This window comes from Pseudocitrobacter sp. RIT415, assembly GCF_003057695.2.
Taxonomy (GTDB): Bacteria; Pseudomonadota; Gammaproteobacteria; order Enterobacterales; family Enterobacteriaceae; genus Pseudocitrobacter; species Pseudocitrobacter faecalis.
Genome location: NZ_QBJC02000016.1, coordinates 79,391 through 102,619 on the forward strand (window position 1 = coordinate 79,391; position 23,229 = coordinate 102,619).

Here is a 23,229-nt window from a genome sequence, read left to right on the forward strand (position 1 = left end):
ATTTGCAACTCTGGAGTGACAATTATGCAAGCGCGTGTGAAATGGGTGGAAGGGTTAACCTTCCTGGGTGAGTCGGCTTCCGGGCACCAGATTTTGATGGATGGCAACTCAGGTGATAAAGCGCCAAGCCCCATGGAAGTCGTGCTGATGGCGGCGGGTGGCTGTAGCGCCATCGACGTGGTGTCTATTTTGCAAAAGGGTCGCTATGACGTGACCGATTGTGAAGTCAAATTGACGTCTGAACGCCGTGAAGAAGCGCCGCGTCTGTTCACGCATATTAATCTGCACTTCATAGTGACCGGCAAAGAGCTGAAAGATGCGGCGGTGTCCCGTGCCGTAGATTTGTCGGCTGAGAAATATTGTTCAGTGGCGCTGATGCTGGGCAAAGCGGTGAACATTACCCATTCTTATGAGGTGGTGGAGGGGTAAGTTGACGGCCCCCCTCACCCCGGCCCTCTCCCAGAGGGAGAGGGAGAAAACCGCACAATCGGTCCCCTCTCCCTCTGGGAGAGGGTTAGGGTGAGGGGCCCCAGCCCGCACCCTTCACCCAATCTTCTTCCCTTCCATCAATCGCTGCACCAGCGGCGTCATGATCAATTCCATCGCCAGCCCCATCTTGCCGCCGGGTACGACCAGCGTATTCATATGCGAGATGAACGATCCCTGCAACATCGCCAGCAGCCAGGGGAAATCGATATTGTCGAGATTGCGGAAGTGGATCACCACAAAGCTCTCATCCAGCGACGGAATGCCTTTGGCGGCGAACGGGTCAGAGGTGTCGACCGTCGGCACGCGCTGGAAGTTGAGATGCGTGCGTGAGAACTGCGGCGTGATGAAGTTGATGTAATCTTCCATTGAGCGCACGACGGAATCCATCACCGCTTCGCGGGAGTGACCGCGCTCGCTGGTGTCGCGGATCATCTTCTGGATCCACTCCAGGTTAACGATTGGCACTACGCCGACCAGTAAATCCACATGTTTCGCCACATCGTGATGCGGTGTCACTACGCCACCGTGTAGCCCTTCATAAAACAGCACGTCGGTCGGCTCAGGCAGAGGTTGCCACGGGGTGAAGGTTCCCGGCACCTGATTCCACGGCACCGCTTCATCGTAGGTATGCAGATATTTTCGCGACTGTCCGGTGCCGCTGTGCCCGTACTCGCGGAACGTCTGTTCCAGCAGGCTGAAGTCGTTGGCATCCGGGCCGAAGTAGCTGATATGGCGCCCCATATCGCGCGCCTTACGGATGGCTAAGTCCATTTCCGGACGCGTGTAGCGGTGAAAACTGTCGCCTTCCACCTCTGCGGCGTGAAGCTTAAGCTGGGCGAAAATTTTGCGGAACGCGAGGCTGGTGGTGGTGGTTCCCGCCCCGCTGGAACCCGTGACGGCGATAACCGGATGTTTGGCAGACATAGCGAACAACTCCCGAGTCGGTAAGATTAACCGCGAAACTGGCTGCGGGGCATGATGTTGACGGTTTCATGAAGTTCCGACCACACCAGAACCGCTTCGCCGCGTTGTAGTTGCTGTTTTACGTCGGCGACCTTTTGCGCAAGTGAACGTTCATATTCACCATAATCGGTGCCTTCACGCAACACAAAGCTTTCAATCAGGTTATCGAGCGTTTCAGGGTCGATATCTTGCCAGGGAATGATCATCTTTCACCTCCAAGCCACGGCATCAGCCAGTCAGGAATACGTCTCTCCAGCCACATTTGCGGTCGCCGGAAGGTACCGCCGATAAAGCCAACGTGGCCGCCATGTTCCGTTAACTGGTATTCGACGCAGGCAGGAAGTGTGTCAGCGTCAGGGATAACGTGGTGATCCATAAACGGATCATCCTTCGCGTGAATAATCAGCGTCGGAATCGCTATCTGATTGAGCAACGGCATGGCGCTACATTGACGATAATAGTCGATAGCGTCGGCGAAACCGTGAATTTTGGCGGTGATCAGGTCATCAAATTCACGAATTTTGCGCACGCGCTTAAGCTGGCGTAAATCGACCGGCAGCGTGCCGGGATACGCCGCCAGTTTGCGCGACGCGTTGCCTTTTAGCAGGTTGAGCAAATAGCGCTGATACACCCGCGAAAAGCCTTTTTCCATATGGTAACTACAGGCTTCCAGCACGAACGGCGCGGAGACGATCACCGCTGCATCCAGCGGTACCGCGTGGCCTTCTTTCGCCAGCAGACAGGCGAGCATATTGCCGCCGAGTGAATACCCGACCGCCGCCGTGGGCGCCTCACCCAGTTCCTGCTTCAGCCAGTTTAAAAACCAGGTGCCATCTTCTGTTTCACCGGAGTGATAAATACGGTTAAGGCGATTCGGTTCGCCACTGCAGCCGCGAAAATGCATCACCACGCCGAGCCAGCCGCGTTCTTTCGCCGCCTGAATCAGGCCGTGCGCATAGGGGCTGTGCAGGCTGCCTTCCAGACCGTGGAACACCACCAGACGCGGTTTGTGCTTCGCCTGCATCGGGTCTTCGCTCCAGGCAATATCCAGAAAGTCGCCGTCAGGTAAATCGAGGCGCTGCCAGTGCGGCGTAAAGTGTAGCCGACGGCGGATAAGCCTCGGCAGCATAGTTTGCAGATGTGGGTTGCTGATGCCAGGCATCGGACGAAAGGATGAGGAGTCGTCCTGCGGGACATCAAACTCTGCGGGAGTAATTTGGGCCATAACGTTGCGATGTTCTCTTTTAATCTGCTGACTACTATACCGTCACTTTTTGATTGTGTTTAAAAAAATGGGCGGTGGTAGCCTCTTTTACTCCTTTTAGGGTTGACCTGCGTCACAAATTTTTCATGTGATTATTACTCTCAAGCTAATGATTCCTTCCTAAGCTTAATTGATGACTTTCTCACCAGGGTTCAGACTCTTCTCAGTGTTAAGCAAATCAAAATGATTCGCTGAATCAGGAGGTTAATAATGTTATCTGGGCAAACACCCGCACGGGTATGGAACACGCGACGCACCGAGAAACAGCGCCGCCTGGCGTCTGTACCGGTGCAGGGCAAGGTGCTACCGACGGCAGACCTTGTCGCAATGCTGGAAAAACTGATCGCGCCGGGCGACAGAGTGGTATTAGAAGGGAATAACCAAAAACAGGCAGATTTCCTGTCTCGTTCCCTTGCTGAAGTCAACCCGCAGATTGTTCACGACCTGCATATGATCATGCCAAGCGTCGGTCGTAGTGAACACCTCGACATCTTCGAGAAAGGTATCGCTCACAAGCTGGACTTCTCTTTCTCCGGTACGCAAAGCCTGCGTATTTCGCAGCTGCTGGAAGATGGCCTGCTGGAAATCGGTGCAATTCACACCTACATCGAACTCTACTCTCGCCTCTATGTTGACCTGGCCCCGAACGTGGCGCTGATTGCTGGTTTTAAAGCCGACAGCAAAGGCAACCTTTACACCGGCGCCAGCACCGAAGATACGCCAGCGCTGGTTGAAGCGGCCGCCTTCCATGACGGTATCGTCATCGCACAGGTGAACGAACTGGTGGACGACGAATGCGACCTGCCGCGTGTGGATATTCCCGGTTCGTGGATTGATTTCGTGGTCGTTGCGGACAAACCGTTCTTTATCGAACCGCTGTTTACTCGTGACCCGCGTCTGATTAAACAAGAACACATCCTGATGGCGATGATGGCGATTAAAGGCATCTACGCAGAGCATCAGGTGCAGTCACTCAACCACGGTATCGGTTTTAACACCGCCGCGATTGAACTGCTGCTGCCAACCTACGGCGAACAGCTCGGCCTGAAAGGCAAAATCTGTAAACACTGGACGCTTAACCCGCATCCGACGCTGATCCCGGCGATTGAGAGCGGTTGGGTGGAAAGTGTGCACTGCTTCGGTGGTGAACTGGGGATGGAAGAGTACATCCGCGCCCGTCCTGACGTGTTCTTTACCGGTGCCGATGGTTCAATGCGTTCTAACCGCGCGTTCTGCCAGTTAGCTGGTCAGTACGCGGTGGATATGTTTATCGGTTCAACGTTACAGGTTGATGGTCTCGCCAACTCCTCGACTGTCACCCGTGGTCGTCTCTCCGGTTTCGGCGGCGCGCCAAACATGGGCCATGACCCGCACGGTCGTCGTCATGCAACGCCTGCCTGGCTGAACATGATCACCGAACCAGACCCAATGCAGCGCGGTAAAAAACTCGTCGTTCAGATGGTGGAAACCTTCCAGGCGGGTGTGAAACCGACCTTCGTCGAAACGCTGGATGCCGTTGAAGTGGCGAAATCCTCCGGGATGCCGCTGGCGCCGGTCATGATTTACGGCGATGACGTGACCCACGTGCTGACCGAAGAAGGTATCGCTTACCTCTACCGTGCGGAAAGCCTGGAAGAGCGTCGCGCGATGGTCGCCGCCGTTGCCGGTATTACCGATATTGGCCTGGGCGTTGATGCCAAACGTGTTGCTGAGCTGCGTAAGAGCGGCAAAGTGGTTTACCCGGAAGATATGGGCATTCGCCGTACCGACGCCACCCGTTCCCTGCTGGCTGCCAGCAGCGTGTCCGACCTGGTGGAATGGTCCGGTGGTTTGTACAACCCACCTGCGAAATTCCGGAGCTGGTAATGAAACTTCTGCCACAGATTCAGGTTGAAGGCGGTGCCGAATGGCTGGCGCGAACCGCCACGCAATGTCTTGTCGACGAAGCACGTTTAAGCCCGAAACCCGGTCTGGTGGACAGCCGGGGCAGCGGGGCGCATCACGACCTGACGCTGGCGCTGATGGAGCGTTCCGCCCACAGCCTGACCCCAACGTTTCATGCCCTGGCGCAGCAAAGCTGGCAGCGTCCGGCGGATGTTGCGCTCAGACAAACCATTGGGCGACTGGGACGCGAGGGCGAGCAACAGATGATGGCCGCCACCCAGGGTGTAAATACTCACCGTGGCGCAATTTGGGCGCTGGGCCTGCTGGTTAGCGCGGTGGCGATGCTCGGCGGTGCTGGTACGGCGAAAGCCATTAGCACCACGGCGGCAAAACTGGCGATGTTGCCGGATGCTGTCGCGCCGAAAGTGTTCAGCAAAGGGCTTCGTGCCACCCACCGCTATCGAGTGCCAGGCGCGAGGGAAGAAGCACAACAGGCTTTCCCGCATGTCATGCAGCGCGCTCTACCGCAGCTTCGCTTAAGCCGCCTGAACGGCAGCAGCGAAACGCACGCCAGGCTGGATGCGCTGATGGCGATCATGACCTCGCTCAGCGACACCTGCGTGCTCTCGCGTAGCGGAATGCACGGCCTGGAAACCATGCAAAACGGCGCGCGTGCTGTCCTGCTGGCTGGCGGCACCGCGCAGCCGGAAGGGCGCAAGGCGCTGGCAAAGCTGGATGCACAAATGCTGGCGCTCAACGCTTCACCGGGCGGCGCTGCCGACCTGCTGGCCGCCACGCTGTTTCTCGACCGTATTGACGCGTCTTCCGCGCCTTATTTACCGAATTAAGAGGATGTTATGGAACACATTACGATCTCTTTGCCTGCCAGCCGCACACTAAGCGGCAAAGCACTGGCAGGCGTTGTGGGCTCCGGGGATATGGAGGTGTTATTCACCGCCGACCAGGAGAAAACCCTGACAATTGATATCACCACCTCGGTGGACAACAGCCGCGCCCGTTGGGAAGCGCTGTTCAACCGCCTGAGCCTTGTGAGCGAACTGCCATCCGGCAAGCTGGTTGTCCACGATTTTGGTGCAACACCGGGCGTGGCTCGTATTCGTATCGAACAGGTCTTTGAGGAGGTGAGCTATGCGTGATGACCGCAGTTTTATCGAATTAAAAGCACGTCAGCGTGCGCACGCGCTGCTGGATGACGGCAGCTATCGCGAACTGCTGGACCCGTTCGAAGGCATTGTTTCACCGTGGCTTGGGCCGCAGGGCATCGTGCCGCAGGCCGATGACGGCATGGTTGTCGCCAAAGGCACCATCAACGGTCAACCGGCCGTGGTTGTGGCGATTGAAGGCGCGTTCCAGGGCGGCAGCATGGGCGAAGTCTCCGGTGCCAAAATGGCGGCGGCGCTTGAACTGGCGGCGGAAGATAACCGTAACGGTATCCCAACACAGGCCGTACTTTGCCTTGAAACCGGTGGTGTGCGTTTACAGGAAGCTAACCTCGGCCTGGCGGCAATTGCCGATATCCATGCCGCGATTGTTGACCTGCGCCGTTATACCCCGGTGATCGGGATTGTCGCCGGTACCGTAGGTTGCTTCGGCGGGATGTCTATCGCTGCCGCGCTGTGCAGCTATCTGATTGTCACCCGCGAAGCACGTCTGGGCCTGAACGGTCCGCAGGTTATCGAACAGGAAGCCGGGATTGCTGAATATGATTCCCGCGACCGTCCGTTTATCTGGAGCATGACCGGTGGCGAAGTGCGTTATGAAAGCGGGCTGGTCGATGCGCTGGTGGGCGACGGCGTTAACGCGGTGAAAGCGGCGATGAACGACGCGATTGCTAAAGGCGTACCGGCGAAACATCGCACCGATAATTACGACTGGTATCTGAATCGCCTGACGAATTTCGACACCCGCAAACAGGCTGATGCTGAACAGATTAAAGCGCTTTTTGCCCGGGAGGTGAAATGATGAGTAACTCAGTAAGCCGTGGGGCATTGTGGCTGGAAAAACTGGCCCCGAACGCACAACGCGTACAAGGTCTTTGCCCGTCAGTCCAGGCGGCGGATGGCGAAATTAATGGGGAAGCAGTACGTTTTGTGGCAGTTGTTCCCGATGCTAATAACCACTTCCCACGCGCGGCAAAAGGCGAAGTGGGCCTGCTTGAAGGCTGGACGCTGGCGAAAGTGGTCAGCGAAACGGTCGCCGCGGATGCAGACAAAGCCATTAAACGCCCAATCATCGCGGTGATTGATGTCCCGAGTCAGGCCTATGGCCGTCGTGAAGAAGCGTTCGGTATTCACCAGGCGCTGGCCGGTGCTGCAGGGGCGTATGCCAATGCGCGTCTGGCCGGTCACCCGGTGGTTGGTTTGATTGTCGGTAAAGCGATGTCTGGTGCGTTTCTGGCGCACGGCTATCAGGCTAATCAACTGATTGCCTTCAACGATTCCGGCGTGTTGATTCACGCGATGGGGAAAGAGTCTGCCGCGCGTATCACCCTGCGTACCGTTGACGCGCTGGAAAAACTGGCGGCGACCATTCCGCCGATGGCGTATGACATCAGCAACTACGCCACGCTGGGCCTGCTGGCGAAACTGCTGGATATCAGCAACCCGGATGCCCCAACCGATAACGATCTGACGCAGGTGAACAACACGCTGCAACAGGCCATCAAAGACGCTCGTCAGGACACCTCGCTGAAAAATCGCCTGGGTGCTGACAACCGCCGCAGTTCGGCGCTCGTTCGTGAACGTATGCGCGCCAGCTGGTAAGTAAAAAGAGACCTGCCAGAGTCAACCCCGTGGGCACAGCCGCTGCGCCCACCGGGAGTCTGCACTCTGAAAATAATAACCATCGCGTCAGTGACTTTTCTTTTTAACTACAGGTGATTTATGACTTACGTAATTATTCATGCCCTTGCACCGATTTTCGTGATCATGCTACTGGGATTCTGGGCAGGTAAGGCCAAAATGGTCGATAACAAGAATGTTTCCCTGCTTAATATTTTTGTCATGGATTTCGCACTGCCTGCCGCGCTGTTCAGCGCCACCGTACAAACTCCGTGGGCCGGGATTGTCGCTCAGTCGCCGCTGATTGTGGTACTGACCCTGGCGATGTGGATTATCTACGCGGCTATCTACTTCATGGCCGTGAAAGTCTTCAATAAATCGCCGCAGGATGCTGCCGTGCTGACGCTGACCGTCGCACTGCCGAACTATGCCGCGCTTGGCCTGCCGATTCTGGGCAGTGTGCTGGGTGAAACCCCGGCGACCTCGCTTTCTGTGGCGGTCTCTATCGCCTGTGGTTCCGTACTGATGACGCCGTTCTGCCTGCTGATTCTGGAACGTGAAAAAGCGCGTGCCGAAGGCGGTAACAGCGGTAATACCCTTTCAATGCTTCCGGTGTTGATGTGGCGCTCGCTGAAAAAACCGATCGTCATGGGCCCGTTGCTGGGGGTGATCCTCTCCGCGATTGGCATCAAAATGCCGGAAATGCTGTTGGCGGCGATTAAACCGCTGGGCCTGTCGGCAACTGCGGCAGCGCTGTTCCTGACCGGGGTGATCCTCTCTGCGCGTAAACTGCAAATTAACACCATGGTCATTAGTGCGACTATCGCCAAACTGCTGATTCAGCCGTTCATCGCATGGGGTATCGTGCTGGCGTTTGGCCTGCATGGTTCTGTCGCCATCACTGCTATTCTGATGATTGCGCTCTCTGCCGGTTTCTTCGGCGTGGTATTCGGTAACCGATTTGGCGTGCAATCGCCGGATGCGGAAGCGGTGCTGCTGCTGAGCTCGGTTCTGTGTATCCTGTCGCTGCCGCTGTTTATCTCGCTGACTTCAGGAATCTAAGTTATGACCACGACATTACGCCCGCACGACCTTATCTGGCTTAATTCCCGCGATGCGCTGGAATCCGTAACAGAGGCGTGGGTAGACGGTATCTGGCATACCGGTCTGCCGGTGGTGGTGCGGCGTGATGTTGATGCGCAGGGGCGCATCCCGGTTGGGGTGCGCGGAATGCGTCGAGACCAGCGTGCCGCAGGGTGGGTTAAACGTGAGTCTGTCGTTCGCGTATGCACGCCTGAATCGCTGGTCAATCCCCTCGAATTACTCCGTTCTCCGTTTGTTTCACAGCCTCCCGTACAACTGGCGTTAATGCTGGCTCAACAACGCTGGCCGTGGACGTGGGGCGTCACCGGCAGTACCGGTTATGCGCTGGCAACGGGGATACCGGTTATCCATGCCGCCAGCGATCTGGATCTGTTGATCCGCGCGCCTGAGCCGTTAACACGCGACGCGCTACAGCGCTGGCAGCAGCAACTGACGGGCGCGCTGTGCCGCGCTGACACCCAGGTGGAAACGCCGGAAGGCGCGTTTGCGCTGGCGGAGTGGCTGCGCGATGGCAAAGCGCTGCTGAAAACCAGCCAGGGGCCGCGACTGGTTCGCTCCCCCTGGAGCAGGGAGGAATAATGAAAATTCTGTTTACCTTTCCCGGCCAGGGCACGCAGCATCCCGGCATGTTGCAACACCTGCCCGGTGATGAACTGGCGCAAGCCCGTGAAGTGCTGGGCGATGAGGCGCTGACGCTGGATACGCCCGATGCGCTGAAACATACCCGCGCGGTACAGCTGTCGCTGCTGATTGCGGGCGTTGCCTGGGCACGTGAGCTGGAGCGGCGTGATGTTGCGCCGGATATCGTCAGCGGTTTGTCGATTGGCGCGTATCCTGCCGCCGTGGTAGCGGGGGCGTTGGATTTCCGTGATGCGCTGACGCTGGTGGCGCTGCGTGGTGATTTGATGGAGCAGGCGTACCCTCACGGTTACGGGTTAACGGCGATTATGGGGTTAACCCTGAGCCAGGTTGAGCCGTTGCTGGAGGGGACGGGAACGTACATCGCCAATCTCAATGCCGAAACCCAGACGGTGATTGCCGGGCCGGATGAAGGCATGGCCATCGTTGCAAAACGCGCGATGGCGAAGGGTGCGACGAAAGCGCCGAGACTGGCGGTGAGCGTACCGTCGCACTGTGAACTGCTGGCGCAACCGGCGCAGAAGCTGGTGCAGGCATTTAACGGCGTGATGCTTAAGCGTCCGCGTTATGCGTATCTGAGTGGCAGTACCGGACGTGTGTTGTGGCAGCCGGAACGCATCGCTGATGATTTAGCAATGAACATGGCGCGCACAGTGCGCTGGCAGGAGGCGGTCATTTCCGCTAATGAACGCGAAGCGCGGCTGGCGATTGAGATGCCGCCGGGCGGTATTTTGACCTGCTTAACGCGTCAGGCCGCGTGGGAAGGCGAGTCGATTTCGCTGGAGCGTAGCGGCGTGGATGTGGCAGTGCATCTGGCACAGCGGTTGCGCCAGGCCGGATAATGCCTGATGCGCTGCGCTTATCAGGCCTACGGGGCCGTGTGGCCGTGTGGGATTTCTTCCAGGCTCCGCGCGTACATACGTCCTTCAGCGGCGAGGGCGCGGAGGTTTGGATCCTGCTCGCGGTTGCGGCTGAACACGATCGCGATGAGCTGCTGCATCTGGTACGGCTGCGACAACTTCAGTAACTGTACTGAACTCTCATACACCTTCTTCATCCGCCCCGGCATCAGGGTAAAACCGACCCCCGCCTGCACTAAACTCAACATCGAGAAAATATCATTCACCCTTGTCACGATCTCCGGTTCAAACCCGGCGATATGAAACGCTTCCTGAAAACCGGCGTAGGTGGCAAACCCTTCCGCCAGCGAGACAAACTTCTGGTCACGATAATCACGCAGATCGGCGAGTGAGTCGGTATTCAGCGAGGCTGAGGCAGGCGCGGCGAGAAAAATATCATCGTGGAACAGCGGCAGCACTTCCATGTTGTTGCGGTCGATATCGCTCTCAGAGATAGAGATGATGATTGCATCCAGCGTGCCGTCTTCCAGCATATGCAGCAAGGTGTCGTTAGAGCCCATTGTGAGGTCAAGCTCCAGATCCGGACGCCGCAGTTTCATCCCCATGATCAGGCGCGGCACGGTTTCCAGCGTAAGCGAATAGAGCGTGCCGACGCGCAGACGCCCCTGGCCGACACCCGCCGTTTTACGCGCCTCTTCCAGACCGCGCGCCATCAACTGGGTCACTTCCTGGCAATACTCCAGCAGCGTCCAGGCCGCCGGAAGTGCGACGAGATTGCGGCCTTTATGGATGAACAACGGACAACGAACATTCTCTTCCAGCGTGTGCAGCGCGCGATGCACGCTTACGCCGCTGAGTTCCAGCGCTTCAGCAGTCCGCGCGATATTGCCCTTCTCCATAAAGGTCATGAAGATGGCCAGCTTGCGGAATGTGATGTCGTTGGTCGTGACCGGGTTCATGGTGTGTCGCCTTTATTCGCTCTGAAGCATCGCTTCCAGTTGTTCCTGCGCGTCCAGCCAGGCCATCTCTGCGTCTTCCAGCCCTGCTTTTGCCTGCGCCTGCTGTTGCAGACATTCGGTCAGTTCAGCTTTGCGGCTCTGATCGTAAAGGTCGCTGTCGCCCAGTTTTTCTTCAGCGCTGGCAAGCTGCGCGTTGAGTTTCTCCATCTCTTTTTCCAGGCGGGCGATCTCCTTGCGCAGTGGCTGCGTAAGCGTACGCAGCTCGGCTTCGCGACGTTTCTGATCTTTACGTGCCTGGGCGCTGTTGACGTTATCTTTCGGTGCGTCCTCTGCCTGCGCTTCTTGTTTTTGCGAATCGCTCAGCCACTTCTGATAATCCTCCAGGTCGCCGTCGAACGGTTCGACTTTGCCATCGTGCACCAGATAGAGATCATCGGTGGTCGAGCGCAGCAGGTGACGGTCGTGCGAGACAACGACCAGTGCGCCTTCAAACTCAATCAATGCTTCAGTCAACGCCTGGCGCATATCGAGGTCAAGGTGGTTGGTTGGTTCATCGAGCAGCAGCAGGTTCGGGCGCTGCCAGACGATTAACGCCAGCACCAGGCGCGCTTTTTCGCCGCCGGAGAAACGCCCGGTTGGCTCGCTCACTTTGTCGCCCTGGAAGCCGAAACCGCCGAGGTAGTCACGCAGCTTCTGCTCTAACTCCTGCGGCGCTAAGCGCGCGAGATGTTGAATTGGGGATTCATCGGCACGCAGGAACTCCAGTTGATGCTGAGCAAAGTAGCCAAGCTTAATGCCTTTCGCCAGACCAATCTCGCCGCTTATTGGGGCAAGTTCCCCCGCCAGCATTTTAATCAGCGTCGATTTACCCGCGCCGTTACGCCCAAGCAGGCCAATGCGTGAGCCGGGTACCAGATTCAGTTTAATAGAGTCGAGAATAATGCGCTCGCCGTAGCCCGCGCTGACTTTCTCCATTTTAAGAAGCGGGCTTGGCAGGCTTTCCGGCGCGCGGAAACTAAAGTGGAAGGGGTTATCGACATGTGCCGGGGCGATAAGCTCCATACGTTCCAGCATTTTTACGCGGCTTTGTGCCTGTTTCGCTTTGCTGGCTTTGGCTTTAAAGCGGTCGATGAAGCTTTGCAGATGCGCGACGCGCTGCTGCTGGCTTTCATAGGTGGCCTGCTGCTGGGCAAGACGCGTAGCACGCTGACGCTCAAAGGAGCTGTAGTTGCCGGTGTACTCGAACATCGACTGCTGTTCGATATGAATAATTTTGTCGACGATCGGATCGAGGAAGTCGCGGTCATGGGAAATCAGGATCAGCGTGCCCTGATAGCTCTTCAGCCATTTCTCCAGCCAGATAACGGCGTCAAGATCGAGGTGGTTCGTCGGTTCATCGAGCAGCAGTAAATCGGAGCGGCAAATCAGCGCCTGCGCCAGGTTTAAACGCATACGCCAACCGCCCGAAAAGTCGCTGACCGGGTTGTTCAACTGCTCATTACTGAAGCCCAGACCATGCAGCAGACTGGACGCACGTGAGCGGATGGTCCACGCGTCGATGGCGTCCAGCTTTCCGTGTACGGTGGCGATGGCGTGGCCATCGTTGCGCTCGTTGGCGGCATTCAGTTGCGCTTCAAGCTGACGATATTCGCGATCGCCGTCAATAACATACTCCAGCGCGGGCTCCGCAAGGGCAGGCGTTTCCTGATTCACCCAGGCCAGTTGCCAGTTGCCGGGGAAGGTAAAGCTACCGCCATCGGCGCTTAACTCGTTCTTCAATAACGCCAGCAGCGTGGATTTGCCGCAGCCGTTTTTCCCCACCAGGCCGACTTTTTGCCCTGGGTTGATGGTGGCCGTTGCGTTGTCCAGCAGGACGCGCACGCCGCGTCGAATTTGTAACGAGGAGAAAACAATCATAAGGCGCCGTATGTTCTGGGTATGTTAAATTGTCATTGTGATAATGTAATGTGGTGAGCGAATCGCCACACCGGGCCGCAATGGTAGCCCAAAATGATGACGATACACAAAATCATTCCTGCTGCGCGTGCGCCCGGAAATGATAAACGGAGGGGAATGATGTCGCAGACGCCGAAAGTATTGCTGCTGTATGCCCATCCGGAATCACAGGACTCGGTAGCGAACCGGGTTTTGCTCAAACCTGCCACGCAGCTGAGCAATGTGACCGTGCATGACTTGTACGCAAACTATCCTGATTTTTTTATTGATATCCCGCGTGAACAGGCGCTACTGCGCGAGCACGAGGTGATTGTGTTCCAGCATCCGCTTTATACCTACAGTTGCCCGGCGCTGCTTAAAGAGTGGCTCGACCGGGTGCTCAGCCGCGGCTTTGCCAGCGGGGTGGGGGGCAACCAACTGGCGGGAAAGTACTGGCGTAGCGTCATTACTACAGGTGAACCGGAAAGCGCCTACCGTTATGACGCGCTGAACCGCTACCCGATGAGCGATATTTTACGTCCCTTTGAACTGACCGCGGCGATGTGTCGCATGCACTGGATGAATCCGATGATCATCTACTGGGCTCGCCGTCAATCGCCGGAAGCGCTGGCGAGCCATGCGAGAGCCTATGGCGAGTGGCTCGCCTCACCGATTGCACCAGGAGGCCGCTGATGGAAGGTTCGGATCTGTTACTGGCCGGTGTGCTGTTTCTGTTTGCCGCGGTGGTGGCGGTGCCGCTCGCTGCCCGTTTGGGCATTGGCGCAGTACTGGGCTACCTGCTGGCGGGGATTGCTATCGGCCCGTGGGGGCTGGGTTTTATCAGCGACGTCGATGAAATTCTTCATTTTTCGGAGTTAGGTGTCGTCTTCCTGATGTTTATTATCGGGCTTGAACTGAACCCGGCCAAGCTCTGGCAACTCCGGCGACCTATCTTCGGTATTGGTGCGGCACAAGTCATGTTGAGTGCATTTATCCTCGGCGGCCTGTTGCTGCTGACAGATTTCTCCTGGCAAGCGGCGGTGATTGGCGGGCTGGGCCTGGCGATGTCGTCAACGGCGATGGCGTTGCAACTGATGCGTGAGAAGGGGATGAACCGTAGTGAATCGGGGCAACTCGGTTTTTCGGTGCTGCTGTTTCAGGATTTAGCGGTGATCCCCGCGCTGGCGCTGGTACCGCTGCTGGCGGGATCGGGCGATGACCATTTTGACTGGATGTCCATCGGCATGAAGGTGCTGGTGTTTGGTGGCGTACTGATTGGTGGACGCTATCTGTTGCGTCCGGTGTTCCGCTTTATTGCGGCGTCGGGCGTGCGTGAAGTGTTTACGGCGGCGACGCTTCTGTTGGTGTTGGGCTCCGCACTGTTTATGGATGCGCTGGGGCTGTCGATGGCTCTCGGAACGTTTATCGCCGGGGTGCTGCTGGCGGAAAGTGAATATCGCCATGAACTGGAAACAGCAATCGAGCCCTTTAAGGGGCTGCTGCTGGGGCTGTTCTTTATTTCTGTGGGCATGGCGCTCAATCTTGGCGTGCTCTACACCCACATTCTGTGGGTGGTCGGCAGTGTGGTGGTGCTGGTGGCAGTGAAAACGCTGGTGCTGTATGTGCTGGCGCGACTGCATGGACTGCGTAGCTCCGAGCGGATGCAGTTCGCTGGCGTACTCAGCCAGGGTGGCGAGTTCGCGTTTGTGCTTTTTTCCGCCGCATCGAGCGTGAAGCTGTTTAAAGGCGACCAGATGGCGCTGCTGCTGGTGACCGTAACCCTGTCAATGATGACCACACCACTGCTGATGAAAACAATCGACCGTGTGCTGTCGCGCCGCTTCAACGGCCCGGAAGAAGAAGAGGAAGCGCCGTGGGTGGAAGACGATAAGCCGCAGGTGATTGTGGTTGGCTTTGGCCGTTTTGGTCAGGTGATTGGTCGTTTGCTGATGGCGAACAAGCTGCGCATCACCGTGCTGGAGCGCGATATCAGTGCGGTAAACCTGATGCGAAAATATGGCTATAAGGTCTACTACGGCGACGCGACGCAGGTTGAGTTACTGCGTTCTGCCGGTGCGGAGCAGGCGCAGTCGATAGTCATCACCTGTAACGACCCGGAGGACACCATGAAGCTGGTGGAAATCTGCCAGCAGCATTTTCCTCACCTCAATATTATGGCGCGTGCCCGGGGACGTGTGGAAGCGCACGAACTGCTGCAGGCGGGCGTGTTACAGTTTTCCCGTGAGACCTTTTCCAGCGCGCTGGAACTGGGGCGTAAGGCGCTCATCTCGACGGGAATGCATCCGCATCAGGCACAGCGGGCGCAACTGCACTTCCGTCGCCTCGATATGCGGATGCTGCGTGAACTGATGCCGGTGCATAGCGATACACAGCAGATTTCGCGCGTACGGGAAGCCCGGCGTGAACTGGAAGAAATCTTCCAGCGAGAGATGCAACAAGAGCGACGCCAACTGGATGGCTGGGACGAATTTGAATAAAAGGTGAAGTATGGCGGTACGTAAACGGTTTATCGCGGGCGCGAAATGCCCGGCGTGTCAGGCGCAGGATTCCATGGCCATGTGGCGCGAAAATAATGTTGATATTGTTGAATGTGTTAAGTGCGGTCATCAGATGCGGGAAGCGGATAAAGAAGCGCGCGAGCACGTTCGCAAAGATGAGCAAGTGATTGGCATTTTTCATCCCGACTAGCGTTATCGCTCGCCTTTTTTTAAGCTAAGGGGTACACGGGTGCAGAATTCCGCTACAATCTGCGCCACTATTCTTCCCTTGCTCAGGAGATATCATGAAAGTAGCAAAAGACCTGGTGGTCAGCCTGGCCTATCAGGTACGTACAGAAGACGGTGTGTTGGTTGATGAGTCTCCGGTAAGTGCGCCGCTGGACTATCTGCATGGTCACGGTTCCCTGATCTCTGGCCTGGAAACAGCGCTGGAAGGTCACGAAGTTGGCGATAAATTCGATGTGGCTGTCGGCGCGAACGACGCTTACGGTCAGTATGACGAAAACCTGGTGCAGCGCGTTCCTAAAGACGTGTTCATGGGCGTTGACGAACTGCAGGTTGGCATGCGCTTCCTGGCAGAAACTGACCAGGGCCCGGTTCCGGTTGAAATCACTGAAGTTGAAGACGATCACGTTGTGGTTGATGGTAACCACATGCTGGCGGGTCAGAATCTGAAATTTAACGTGGAAGTTGTGGCTATCCGTGAAGCTACCGAAGAAGAACTGGCTCATGGCCACGTTCACGGTGCGAACGGTCACGACCACGATCACGATCATGGCCACGATGGTTGCTGCGGCGGCCACGGTCACGACCATGGTCACGAACACGGTAAAGGCGGTTGTGGTAACGGCGGTTGCGGTTGCCATTAATTTAGCCTTCGCCGGACAAGGGGCTTGCACCGCTATCCGGCAACAAAAAAGCGGGAATAATCCCGCTTTTTTTACGTCTTAATAGTGAGGCGGTGGCGTCTCTTCTGACTGAGACGCGATGTGCGATGGCTGACTGGCCTTCAGTTTTTCCGTCAGTAACCGCAGATGTTCACGTAGCTTCGACATTTCCAGCTCATGCTGGGTGACCGTCTGGTTAAGATCTTCAATGGTGATCTCCTGAAACGCCAGGCGGCTTTCAAGTTCTTCCATCCGCGCTTCAATACTCATTTCTTGCATCATTAACCTCTTCGCTGTTAGTTCCGGCGTACTTCCCGGTGCCGCGGATTCTACTTAACTTTCGGCGCCCACGCAGCATTCCTTCGTCAAGGGGGAAACTAATTTAAACAAAAATAGTCTGAAAAGTGTCGAGAATCAGGAGCGTTCGTATGTAGATTTGTTCTGCAAGGCTATATAGTACGCTTCTCACTTAGTAAATCTTGGGGCGAGAGGCCCCGGCCCTGGAGAGATGGATGAAATCACTGTTTAAAGTAACGCTTCTGGCAACCACGATGGCCGTTGCACTGAATGCGCCGCTGGCGTTTGCCGCTGACTCCGCGAAAACTGCAGCAGCCGCAGAAAGCAAATCCGCTTTCAAAAACGACGACCAGAAATCCGCCTATGCACTGGGTGCATCGTTGGGTCGTTACATGGAAAACTCCCTGAAAGAACAGGAAAAACTGGGCATCAAACTGGATAAAGATCAGCTGATCGCCGGTGTTCAGGATGCGTTTGCTGATAAGAGCAAACTGTCCGATCAGGAAATCGAGCAAACACTGCAGGCTTTCGAAGCGCGCGTGAAGTCTTCCGCTCAGGCGAAGATGGAAAAAGACGCCGCGGATAACGAAGCGAAAGGTAAAGAGTACCGCGCGAAATTTGCTAAAGAAAAAGACGTGAAAACCTCGTCTACTGGTCTGCTCTACAAAGTAGAGAAAGCGGGTACCGGTAGCGCGCCGACCGATAGCGACACCGTGGTGGTCAACTACAAAGGTACGCTTATCGACGGTAAAGAGTTCGATAACTCTTATACCCGTGGCGAACCGCTCTCCTTCCGTCTTGATGGCGTGATCCCTGGCTGGACTGAAGGCCTGAAAAACATCAAGAAAGGTGGCAAAATCAAACTGGTTATCCCACCGGATCTGGCTTACGGTAAAACCGGCGTTCCGGGGATCCCGGCTAACTCCACCCTGGTCTTCGACGTTGAACTGTTAGACGTTAAGCCAGCACCAAAAGCGGACGCGAAAGCTGACGCTGCGCCAGCTGAGAAAGCGGCAACCGCAGATAAAAAATAAGAGTCTGACCGCCGCCGCCCACTGGGCGGCGGCTTTTTATTACCTGCCTGATATAATTAATGCTGGAAAGCGCCTGATGCGCGTATTACTTTAGATCCCCCTATTAGTGATGAGCCTGCCCTGACAACATAACGACAGGCTCCTGAAAAGGAGTGCTTTTTTACATGTCCAGGTCGCTTTTAACCAACGAAACCAGTGAACTTGATTTACTGGATCAACGTCCTTTCGATAAAACCGATTTCGAGATCCTGAAGTCCTACGAAGCGGTCGTGGACGGGTTAGCGATGCTCATTGGTTCCCATTGTGAAATTGTGCTGCATTCTTTGCAGGACCTGAAGTGCTCGGCCATTCGAATCGCTAACGGTGAACATACCGGGCGGAAAATCGGCTCGCCGATTACCGACCTGGCCCTGCGCATGCTGCACGATATGACCGGCGCAGATAGCAGTGTTTCCAAATGCTATTTTACTCGTGCCAAAAGTGGTGTGCTGATGAAGTCCGTAACTATCGCGATTCGCAACCGCGAACAACGCGTTATCGGGCTGCTGTGCATCAACATGAATCTTGATGTGCCTTTCTCCCAAATCATGAATACCTTTATTCCGCCGGAAACGCCGGAAGTGAACTCGCAGGTTAACTTTGCCTCTTCGGTTGAAGACCTGGTGACCCAAACGCTGGAGTTCACGATTGAAGAGGTGAATGCCGATCGCAACGTTTCCAATAACGCTAAAAATCGCCAGATCGTGCTTAACCTTTACGAGAAAGGAATCTTTGATATCAAGGATGCGATTAATCAGGTGGCCGACCGCCTGAACATCTCCAAACACACGGTGTATCTCTACATCCGCCAGTTCAAGAGCGGCGACTTTGTGGGGCAAGATAAGTAATGCGTTTTGCCATCATGGTGACCGGCCCGGCTTACGGAACGCAACATGCCAGCAGTGCGCTGCAGTTCGCGCAGGCGGTGCTGAGCGAAGGTCACGAGCTTGCCTGCGTGTTCTTTTATCGCGAGGGCGTCTACAACGCCAATCAGCTTACAGCACCTGCCAGCGATGAGTTTGACGTGGTGCGTGGCTGGCAGAGGCTGCATGATGAACAGGGTGTCGAGCTGCATATTTGCGTGGCGGCGGCATTACGACGCGGTGTGACGGACGAAACCGAAGCGAAAAATCTGTCGCTGCCAGGTTTTAATCTTCAGCCGGGCTTCTCTCTGAGCGGGCTGGGGGCGCTGGCGCAAGCTTCGCTGACCTGCGATCGCATGGTGCAGTTCTGATGAAACGTGTCGCTTTTATTTTTTCGACGGCGCCGCACGGGAGCGCATCCGGCCGTGAAGGGCTTGATGCCTTGCTGGCCGCCTCCGCATTAAGCGAAGACCTCGGTGTATTTTTCATGGGCGACGGGGTGTTTCAACTACTGAACGAGCAAAAGCCGTCAGCGGTGCTGGCGCGCGATTACATCGCGACCTTTAAGCTGATGTCGCTCTACGATATTGAGAATGTCTGGATGTGCGCGGCGTCGCTGCGGGAGCGCGGCTTAGGTGCATCCACGACCTTTGTCACCGATGTCGAGTTGCTGGAGCCTGATGCGCTCCGTCAGCAGCTTGATGGCTATGATGTGATTCTCCGCTTCTGAGGCGTCTATGCTGCATACCTTAAGTATTTCTCCCTGGCATACGGACATGAACGCGCTGATGCGCGTGCTGAAAGAGGGGGATGATTTGCTGCTTCGTGCTGATGGCGTGGTGGCTGCAATTGAAGGCAGCCGCTTTCTTGATATCCTCCGTTCCGCCCCCATATCCCTTCACGTGCTGCAAGAAGATGTTGAAGCGCGTGGGCTATGTGGTCAAATTTCGAACAGTGTCGTCAGGGTTAGCTATACTGACTTCGTCAGGCTGGCGGTAAAACATGCGTCTCAGATGGCCTGGTAGATGCCAGGTTGTTGTATATTTCTTGACACCTTTTCGACACCGCCCTAAAATTCTGCGTCCTCATATTATATGAGGCGATTTATTACGTGTTTACGAAGCAAAAGCTAAAACCAGGAGCTATTTAATGGCAACAGTTAACCAGCTGGTTCGCAAACCACGTGCTCGCAAAGTTGCAAAAAGCAACGTGCCTGCACTGGAAGCCTGCCCGCAGAAACGTGGCGTATGTACTCGTGTATATACTACCACTCCTAAAAAACCGAACTCCGCACTGCGTAAAGTTTGCCGTGTTCGTCTGACTAACGGTTTTGAAGTGACCTCCTACATCGGTGGTGAAGGTCATAACCTGCAGGAGCACTCCGTGATCCTGATCCGTGGTGGTCGTGTAAAAGACCTTCCGGGTGTTCGTTACCACACCGTTCGTGGTGCGCTTGACTGCTCCGGCGTTAAAGACCGTAAGCAAGCTCGCTCCAAGTATGGCGTGAAGCGTCCTAAGGCTTAATGGTTCTCCGTTAAGTAAGGCCAAACGTTTTAAATTAATGTCAAACTAAACTCTTTGAGTTTTGGACAATCCTGAATTAACAACGGAGTATTTCCATGCCACGTCGTCGCGTCATTGGTCAGCGTAAAATCCTGCCGGATCCTAAGTTCGGATCAGAACTGCTGGCTAAATTTGTAAATATCCTGATGGTAGATGGTAAAAAATCTACTGCAGAAACTATCGTATACAGCGCGCTGGAGACCCTGGCTCAGCGTTCTGGTAAAAATGAACTGGAAGCTTTCGAAGTAGCTCTCGAAAACGTGCGCCCGACTGTCGAAGTTAAGTCTCGCCGCGTTGGTGGTTCTACTTATCAGGTACCAGTTGAAGTCCGTCCGGTCCGTCGTAATGCTCTGGCAATGCGTTGGATCGTTGAAGCTGCTCGTAAACGCGGTGATAAATCCATGGCTCTGCGCCTGGCGAACGAACTCACTGATGCTGCAGAGAACAAAGGTACTGCAGTTAAGAAACGTGAAGACGTTCACCGTATGGCCGAAGCCAACAAGGCGTTCGCACACTACCGTTGGTAATCCCTTCGGAGTATTAGTCACCAGGCGGGCGCTTCAGCGAAGCAGCCCGCTTTGGGTTACTTAACTGAACGCCTAAAAAGATAAACGAGGAATCAAATGGCTCGTACAACACCCATCGCACGCTACCGTAACATCGGTATCAGTGCGCACATCGACGCCGGTAAAACCACCACTACCGAACGTATTCTGTTCTACACCGGTGTAAACCATAAAATCGGTGAAGTTCATGACGGCGCCGCTACCATGGACTGGATGGAGCAGGAGCAGGAACGTGGTATTACCATCACTTCCGCAGCGACTACTGCATTCTGGTCTGGTATGGCTAAGCAGTATGAACCGCATCGCGTAAACATCATCGACACCCCGGGGCACGTTGACTTCACAATCGAAGTAGAACGTTCCATGCGTGTTCTTGATGGTGCGGTAATGGTTTACTGCGCAGTCGGTGGTGTTCAGCCACAGTCTGAAACCGTATGGCGTCAGGCTAACAAATATAAAGTTCCGCGCATCGCGTTCGTTAACAAAATGGACCGTATGGGCGCTAACTTCCTGAAAGTTGTTGGTCAGATCAAAACCCGTCTGGGCGCGAACCCGGTTCCGCTGCAGCTGGCAATTGGTGCTGAAGAACATTTCACCGGTGTTGTTGACCTGGTGAAAATGAAAGCCATCAACTGGAACGATGCAGACCAGGGCGTTACCTTCGAATACGAAGATATCCCTGCTGACATGGTTGAACTGGCCAACGAATGGCACCAGAACCTGCTGGAATCCGCTGCTGAAGCTTCTGAAGAGCTGATGGAGAAATACCTGGGTGGTGAAGAACTGACTGAAGAAGAGATCAAAACTGCTCTGCGTCAGCGTGTTCTGAACAACGAAATCATCCTGGTAACCTGTGGTTCTGCGTTCAAGAACAAAGGTGTTCAGGCGATGCTGGATGCGGTAATTGATTACCTGCCATCCCCAATCGATGTTCCGGCGATCAACGGTATCCTGGACGACGGTAAAGACACGCCGGCTGAGCGTCACGCAAGTGATGACGAGCCGTTCGCTGCTCTGGCGTTCAAAATCGCTACCGACCCGTTCGTAGGTAACCTGACCTTCTTCCGTGTGTACTCCGGTGTGGTTAACTCTGGTGATACCGTACTGAACTCCGTGAAAGCTGCACGTGAGCGTTTCGGTCGTATCGTTCAGATGCACGCTAACAAACGTGAAGAGATCAAAGAAGTTCGCGCGGGCGATATCGCTGCTGCAATCGGTCTGAAAGACGTAACCACTGGTGACACGCTGTGTGATCAAGATGCGCCGATCATTCTGGAACGTATGGAATTCCCTGAGCCGGTAATCTCCATCGCAGTAGAACCGAAAACCAAAGCTGACCAGGAAAAAATGGGTCTGGCTCTGGGTCGTCTGGCTAAAGAAGACCCGTCATTCCGCGTATGGACTGACGAAGAATCTAACCAGACCATCATCGCTGGTATGGGTGAGCTGCACCTCGACATCATCGTTGACCGTATGAAACGTGAATTCAACGTTGAAGCGAACGTCGGTAAACCTCAGGTTGCTTACCGCGAAGCGATTCGCGCGAAAGTTACCGATATCGAAGGTAAACACGCGAAACAGTCTGGTGGTCGCGGTCAGTATGGTCACGTCGTTATCGACATGTACCCGCTGGAGCCGGGCTCTAACCCGAAAGGTTACGAGTTCATCAACGACATCAAAGGTGGTGTAATTCCTGGCGAATACATCCCGGCCGTTGATAAAGGCATCCAGGAGCAGCTGAAGTCTGGTCCGCTGGCTGGTTATCCGGTTGTAGACATGGGTATTCGTCTGCACTTCGGTTCTTACCACGACGTTGACTCCTCTGAACTGGCGTTTAAACTGGCTGCTTCTATTGCCTTTAAAGAAGGCTTTAAGAAAGCAAAACCTGTTCTGCTTGAGCCTATCATGAAGGTTGAAGTAGAAACTCCGGAAGAGAACACTGGTGATGTTATCGGTGACTTGAGCCGTCGTCGCGGTATGCTGCGCGGTCAGGAATCTGAAGTAACTGGCGTTAAGATCCACGCTGAAGTTCCGCTGTCTGAAATGTTCGGATATGCAACTCAGCTGCGTTCTCTGACCAAAGGTCGTGCATCATACACCATGGAATTCCTGAAGTATGATGATGCGCCGAACAACGTTGCTCAGGCCGTAATCGAAGCCCGTGGTAAATAATCCCCGGGGTTAAAACCTAAGTCCCGTGCTCTCTCCTGAAGGGGAGAGCACTATAGTAAGGAATATAGCCGTGTCTAAAGAAAAATTTGAACGTACAAAACCGCACGTCAACGTTGGTACTATCGGCCACGTCGACCACGGTAAAACTACTCTGACCGCTGCAATCACCACCGTACTGGCTAAAACCTACGGCGGTGCTGCTCGTGCTTTCGACCAGATCGATAACGCACCGGAAGAAAAAGCTCGTGGTATCACCATCAACACTTCTCACGTTGAATATGACACCCCGACTCGCCACTACGCGCACGTAGACTGCCCGGGCCACGCCGACTATGTTAAAAACATGATCACCGGTGCTGCGCAGATGGACGGCGCGATCCTGGTTGTTGCT

The 23,229-nt window shown here is 55.3% G+C and carries 28 protein-coding genes; 22 read left to right on the plus strand and 6 right to left on the minus strand.

Annotated features, from left to right (window positions below; all coding sequences use genetic code 11):
* The first annotated feature begins 24 nt into the window (after nt 1-24).
* Nucleotides 25-429 (plus strand): OsmC family protein, encoded by a 405-nt coding sequence (locus DBY68_RS15965; RefSeq protein ID WP_108476622.1) that lies wholly within the window; start codon nt 25-27, stop codon nt 427-429.
* Nucleotides 430-543: 114 nt separating this feature from the next.
* On the opposite strand, the gene DBY68_RS15970 is transcribed toward DBY68_RS15965, so the two are convergent.
* Genes DBY68_RS15970 through DBY68_RS15980 form a run of 3 tightly spaced genes read right to left on the minus strand, consistent with a single transcriptional unit; the run spans nt 544 to nt 2,677 of the window.
* Nucleotides 544-1,413 (minus strand): phosphoribulokinase, encoded by an 870-nt coding sequence (locus DBY68_RS15970; RefSeq protein WP_108476623.1) that lies wholly within the window; start codon nt 1,411-1,413, stop codon nt 544-546.
* Between the two features lie 26 nt (nt 1,414-1,439).
* A complete protein-coding gene (locus DBY68_RS15975; protein WP_108476624.1) occupies nt 1,440-1,658 on the minus strand; it encodes a YheU family protein in 219 nt (72 codons plus the stop codon).
* On the minus strand, nt 1,655-2,677 hold the full coding sequence (locus DBY68_RS15980; RefSeq protein WP_108476625.1) for a hydrolase: 1,023 nt from the start codon (nt 2,675-2,677) through the stop codon (nt 1,655-1,657). The genes DBY68_RS15975 and DBY68_RS15980 overlap by 4 nt, the downstream gene beginning before the upstream one ends.
* 249 nt (nt 2,678-2,926) lie before the next feature.
* Between DBY68_RS15980 and mdcA the strand changes: the two genes are divergently transcribed.
* The 8 genes from mdcA to mdcH all read left to right on the plus strand — a co-directional run bounded on the left by mdcA (nt 2,927) and on the right by mdcH (nt 9,986).
* Nucleotides 2,927-4,582 (plus strand): malonate decarboxylase subunit alpha, encoded by a 1,656-nt coding sequence (gene mdcA, locus DBY68_RS15985; RefSeq protein ID WP_108476626.1) that lies wholly within the window; start codon nt 2,927-2,929, stop codon nt 4,580-4,582.
* Nucleotides 4,582-5,448, plus strand: a complete 867-nt coding sequence (locus DBY68_RS15990; protein WP_108476627.1) for a triphosphoribosyl-dephospho-CoA synthase — start codon at nt 4,582-4,584, stop codon at nt 5,446-5,448. Before mdcA ends, DBY68_RS15990 begins: the two co-directional genes overlap by 1 nt.
* Nucleotides 5,449-5,457: 9 nt before the next feature.
* Nucleotides 5,458-5,757 carry a malonate decarboxylase acyl carrier protein gene (gene mdcC, locus DBY68_RS15995; protein WP_015962716.1) on the plus strand — a complete coding sequence of 100 codons (300 nt, stop codon included), beginning with the start codon at nt 5,458-5,460 and terminating at the stop codon, nt 5,755-5,757.
* Nucleotides 5,750-6,583: a biotin-independent malonate decarboxylase subunit beta gene (locus DBY68_RS16000; RefSeq protein ID WP_108476628.1), complete on the plus strand. Its 834-nt coding sequence runs from the start codon at nt 5,750-5,752 to the stop codon at nt 6,581-6,583. Before mdcC ends, DBY68_RS16000 begins: the two co-directional genes overlap by 8 nt.
* Nucleotides 6,583-7,383 carry a biotin-independent malonate decarboxylase subunit gamma gene (gene mdcE, locus DBY68_RS16005; RefSeq protein ID WP_108476629.1) on the plus strand — a complete coding sequence of 267 codons (801 nt, stop codon included), beginning with the start codon at nt 6,583-6,585 and terminating at the stop codon, nt 7,381-7,383. The genes DBY68_RS16000 and mdcE overlap by 1 nt, the downstream gene beginning before the upstream one ends.
* Before the next feature lie 120 nt (nt 7,384-7,503).
* Nucleotides 7,504-8,463 (plus strand): AEC family transporter, encoded by a 960-nt coding sequence (locus DBY68_RS16010; RefSeq protein ID WP_108476630.1) that lies wholly within the window; start codon nt 7,504-7,506, stop codon nt 8,461-8,463.
* A gap of 3 nt (nt 8,464-8,466) precedes the next feature.
* Nucleotides 8,467-9,084, plus strand: coding sequence for a malonate decarboxylase holo-ACP synthase (locus DBY68_RS16015; RefSeq protein WP_108476631.1), 618 nt, complete (start codon nt 8,467-8,469; stop codon nt 9,082-9,084).
* On the plus strand, nt 9,084-9,986 hold the full coding sequence (gene mdcH, locus DBY68_RS16020; protein ID WP_108476632.1) for a malonate decarboxylase subunit epsilon: 903 nt from the start codon (nt 9,084-9,086) through the stop codon (nt 9,984-9,986). The genes DBY68_RS16015 and mdcH overlap by 1 nt, the downstream gene beginning before the upstream one ends.
* A 26-nt stretch (nt 9,987-10,012) precedes the next feature.
* On the opposite strand, the gene DBY68_RS16025 is transcribed toward mdcH, so the two are convergent.
* Nucleotides 10,013-10,963 carry a LysR family transcriptional regulator gene (locus DBY68_RS16025; RefSeq protein ID WP_108476633.1) on the minus strand — a complete coding sequence of 317 codons (951 nt, stop codon included), beginning with the start codon at nt 10,961-10,963 and terminating at the stop codon, nt 10,013-10,015.
* Nucleotides 10,964-10,975: 12 nt separating this feature from the next.
* Complete coding sequence (locus DBY68_RS16030) at nt 10,976-12,880, minus strand: ABC transporter ATP-binding protein (protein WP_108476634.1); 1,905 nt, start codon at nt 12,878-12,880, stop codon at nt 10,976-10,978.
* A 159-nt stretch (nt 12,881-13,039) separates the two neighbouring features.
* Here DBY68_RS16030 and kefG point away from each other — a divergent pair, with 159 nt between their 5' ends.
* The 4 genes from kefG (at nt 13,040) to slyD (ending at nt 16,286) form a co-directional block, all read left to right on the plus strand.
* Complete coding sequence (gene kefG / locus DBY68_RS16040; protein WP_146745469.1) at nt 13,040-13,591, plus strand: glutathione-regulated potassium-efflux system ancillary protein KefG; 552 nt, start codon at nt 13,040-13,042, stop codon at nt 13,589-13,591.
* A complete protein-coding gene (gene kefB / locus DBY68_RS16045; protein WP_108476636.1) occupies nt 13,591-15,396 on the plus strand; it encodes a glutathione-regulated potassium-efflux system protein KefB in 1,806 nt (601 codons plus the stop codon). The genes kefG and kefB overlap by 1 nt, the downstream gene beginning before the upstream one ends.
* A 10-nt stretch (nt 15,397-15,406) precedes the next feature.
* Nucleotides 15,407-15,607: a YheV family putative zinc ribbon protein gene (locus DBY68_RS16050; protein ID WP_108476637.1), complete on the plus strand. Its 201-nt coding sequence runs from the start codon at nt 15,407-15,409 to the stop codon at nt 15,605-15,607.
* A 94-nt stretch (nt 15,608-15,701) separates the two neighbouring features.
* Nucleotides 15,702-16,286 (plus strand): peptidylprolyl isomerase, encoded by a 585-nt coding sequence (slyD, locus tag DBY68_RS16055; RefSeq protein ID WP_108476638.1) that lies wholly within the window; start codon nt 15,702-15,704, stop codon nt 16,284-16,286.
* A 78-nt stretch (nt 16,287-16,364) separates the two neighbouring features.
* On the opposite strand, the gene DBY68_RS16060 is transcribed toward slyD, so the two are convergent.
* Complete coding sequence (locus tag DBY68_RS16060) at nt 16,365-16,583, minus strand: protein SlyX (protein WP_108476639.1); 219 nt, start codon at nt 16,581-16,583, stop codon at nt 16,365-16,367.
* Between the two features lie 233 nt (nt 16,584-16,816).
* Between DBY68_RS16060 and fkpA the strand changes: the two genes are divergently transcribed.
* From fkpA to DBY68_RS16105, 9 genes are all read left to right on the plus strand, one after another.
* Entirely contained in the window at nt 16,817-17,635 is an 819-nt protein-coding gene (gene fkpA / locus DBY68_RS16065; RefSeq protein WP_108476640.1) for an FKBP-type peptidyl-prolyl cis-trans isomerase, read from the plus strand.
* Nucleotides 17,636-17,799: 164 nt separating this feature from the next.
* Nucleotides 17,800-18,522, plus strand: a complete 723-nt coding sequence (locus tag DBY68_RS16070) for a transcriptional regulator (protein WP_015962730.1) — start codon at nt 17,800-17,802, stop codon at nt 18,520-18,522.
* Nucleotides 18,522-18,908, plus strand: a complete 387-nt coding sequence (gene tusD, locus DBY68_RS16075; protein WP_108476641.1) for a sulfurtransferase complex subunit TusD — start codon at nt 18,522-18,524, stop codon at nt 18,906-18,908. Before DBY68_RS16070 ends, tusD begins: the two co-directional genes overlap by 1 nt.
* Nucleotides 18,908-19,267: a sulfurtransferase complex subunit TusC gene (gene tusC / locus DBY68_RS16080; protein ID WP_108476642.1), complete on the plus strand. Its 360-nt coding sequence runs from the start codon at nt 18,908-18,910 to the stop codon at nt 19,265-19,267. The genes tusD and tusC overlap by 1 nt, the downstream gene beginning before the upstream one ends.
* A 7-nt stretch (nt 19,268-19,274) precedes the next feature.
* Nucleotides 19,275-19,562: a sulfurtransferase complex subunit TusB gene (gene tusB, locus DBY68_RS16085; RefSeq protein ID WP_108476643.1), complete on the plus strand. Its 288-nt coding sequence runs from the start codon at nt 19,275-19,277 to the stop codon at nt 19,560-19,562.
* Nucleotides 19,563-19,686: 124 nt separating this feature from the next.
* Nucleotides 19,687-20,061 (plus strand): 30S ribosomal protein S12, encoded by a 375-nt coding sequence (gene rpsL, locus DBY68_RS16090; RefSeq protein WP_000246815.1) that lies wholly within the window; start codon nt 19,687-19,689, stop codon nt 20,059-20,061.
* 95 nt (nt 20,062-20,156) lie between these two features.
* Entirely contained in the window at nt 20,157-20,627 is a 471-nt protein-coding gene (gene rpsG, locus DBY68_RS16095; protein WP_108476644.1) for a 30S ribosomal protein S7, read from the plus strand.
* A 96-nt stretch (nt 20,628-20,723) separates the two neighbouring features.
* Nucleotides 20,724-22,838, plus strand: coding sequence for an elongation factor G (gene fusA / locus DBY68_RS16100; RefSeq protein ID WP_108476645.1), 2,115 nt, complete (start codon nt 20,724-20,726; stop codon nt 22,836-22,838).
* Nucleotides 22,839-22,908: 70 nt separating this feature from the next.
* A partial coding sequence (locus DBY68_RS16105) for a GTP-binding protein (protein ID WP_000031694.1) occupies nt 22,909-23,229 on the plus strand: 321 nt, incomplete at its 3' end.

What these genes read in the sequence shown, in the direction of transcription:
- DBY68_RS16030 (WP_108476634.1), bottom strand. Translation starts at nt 12,880, where the DNA reads ATGATTGTTTTCTCCTCGTTACAAATTCGACGCGGCGTGCGCGTCCTG.
- DBY68_RS15970 (WP_108476623.1), bottom strand. Translation starts at nt 1,413, where the DNA reads ATGTCTGCCAAACATCCGGTTATCGCCGTCACGGGTTCCAGCGGGGCG.
- DBY68_RS15980 (WP_108476625.1), bottom strand. Translation starts at nt 2,677, where the DNA reads ATGGCCCAAATTACTCCCGCAGAGTTTGATGTCCCGCAGGACGACTCC.
- DBY68_RS16050 (WP_108476637.1), top strand. Translation starts at nt 15,407, where the DNA reads ATGGCGGTACGTAAACGGTTTATCGCGGGCGCGAAATGCCCGGCGTGT.
- tusD (WP_108476641.1), top strand. Translation starts at nt 18,522, where the DNA reads ATGCGTTTTGCCATCATGGTGACCGGCCCGGCTTACGGAACGCAACAT.
- mdcC (WP_015962716.1), top strand. Translation starts at nt 5,458, where the DNA reads ATGGAACACATTACGATCTCTTTGCCTGCCAGCCGCACACTAAGCGGC.
- fusA (WP_108476645.1), top strand. Translation starts at nt 20,724, where the DNA reads ATGGCTCGTACAACACCCATCGCACGCTACCGTAACATCGGTATCAGT.
- DBY68_RS15990 (WP_108476627.1), top strand. Translation starts at nt 4,582, where the DNA reads ATGAAACTTCTGCCACAGATTCAGGTTGAAGGCGGTGCCGAATGGCTG.
- slyD (WP_108476638.1), top strand. Translation starts at nt 15,702, where the DNA reads ATGAAAGTAGCAAAAGACCTGGTGGTCAGCCTGGCCTATCAGGTACGT.
- tusC (WP_108476642.1), top strand. Translation starts at nt 18,908, where the DNA reads ATGAAACGTGTCGCTTTTATTTTTTCGACGGCGCCGCACGGGAGCGCA.
- mdcA (WP_108476626.1), top strand. Translation starts at nt 2,927, where the DNA reads ATGTTATCTGGGCAAACACCCGCACGGGTATGGAACACGCGACGCACC.
- tusB (WP_108476643.1), top strand. Translation starts at nt 19,275, where the DNA reads ATGCTGCATACCTTAAGTATTTCTCCCTGGCATACGGACATGAACGCG.
- kefG (WP_146745469.1), top strand. Translation starts at nt 13,040, where the DNA reads ATGTCGCAGACGCCGAAAGTATTGCTGCTGTATGCCCATCCGGAATCA.
- DBY68_RS16025 (WP_108476633.1), bottom strand. Translation starts at nt 10,963, where the DNA reads ATGAACCCGGTCACGACCAACGACATCACATTCCGCAAGCTGGCCATC.
- DBY68_RS16060 (WP_108476639.1), bottom strand. Translation starts at nt 16,583, where the DNA reads ATGCAAGAAATGAGTATTGAAGCGCGGATGGAAGAACTTGAAAGCCGC.
- DBY68_RS15965 (WP_108476622.1), top strand. Translation starts at nt 25, where the DNA reads ATGCAAGCGCGTGTGAAATGGGTGGAAGGGTTAACCTTCCTGGGTGAG.
- kefB (WP_108476636.1), top strand. Translation starts at nt 13,591, where the DNA reads ATGGAAGGTTCGGATCTGTTACTGGCCGGTGTGCTGTTTCTGTTTGCC.
- DBY68_RS16000 (WP_108476628.1), top strand. Translation starts at nt 5,750, where the DNA reads ATGCGTGATGACCGCAGTTTTATCGAATTAAAAGCACGTCAGCGTGCG.
- DBY68_RS16010 (WP_108476630.1), top strand. Translation starts at nt 7,504, where the DNA reads ATGACTTACGTAATTATTCATGCCCTTGCACCGATTTTCGTGATCATG.
- DBY68_RS16015 (WP_108476631.1), top strand. Translation starts at nt 8,467, where the DNA reads ATGACCACGACATTACGCCCGCACGACCTTATCTGGCTTAATTCCCGC.
- fkpA (WP_108476640.1), top strand. Translation starts at nt 16,817, where the DNA reads ATGAAATCACTGTTTAAAGTAACGCTTCTGGCAACCACGATGGCCGTT.
- DBY68_RS15975 (WP_108476624.1), bottom strand. Translation starts at nt 1,658, where the DNA reads ATGATCATTCCCTGGCAAGATATCGACCCTGAAACGCTCGATAACCTG.
- mdcE (WP_108476629.1), top strand. Translation starts at nt 6,583, where the DNA reads ATGAGTAACTCAGTAAGCCGTGGGGCATTGTGGCTGGAAAAACTGGCC.
- DBY68_RS16070 (WP_015962730.1), top strand. Translation starts at nt 17,800, where the DNA reads ATGTCCAGGTCGCTTTTAACCAACGAAACCAGTGAACTTGATTTACTG.
- mdcH (WP_108476632.1), top strand. Translation starts at nt 9,084, where the DNA reads ATGAAAATTCTGTTTACCTTTCCCGGCCAGGGCACGCAGCATCCCGGC.
- rpsL (WP_000246815.1), top strand. Translation starts at nt 19,687, where the DNA reads ATGGCAACAGTTAACCAGCTGGTTCGCAAACCACGTGCTCGCAAAGTT.
- rpsG (WP_108476644.1), top strand. Translation starts at nt 20,157, where the DNA reads ATGCCACGTCGTCGCGTCATTGGTCAGCGTAAAATCCTGCCGGATCCT.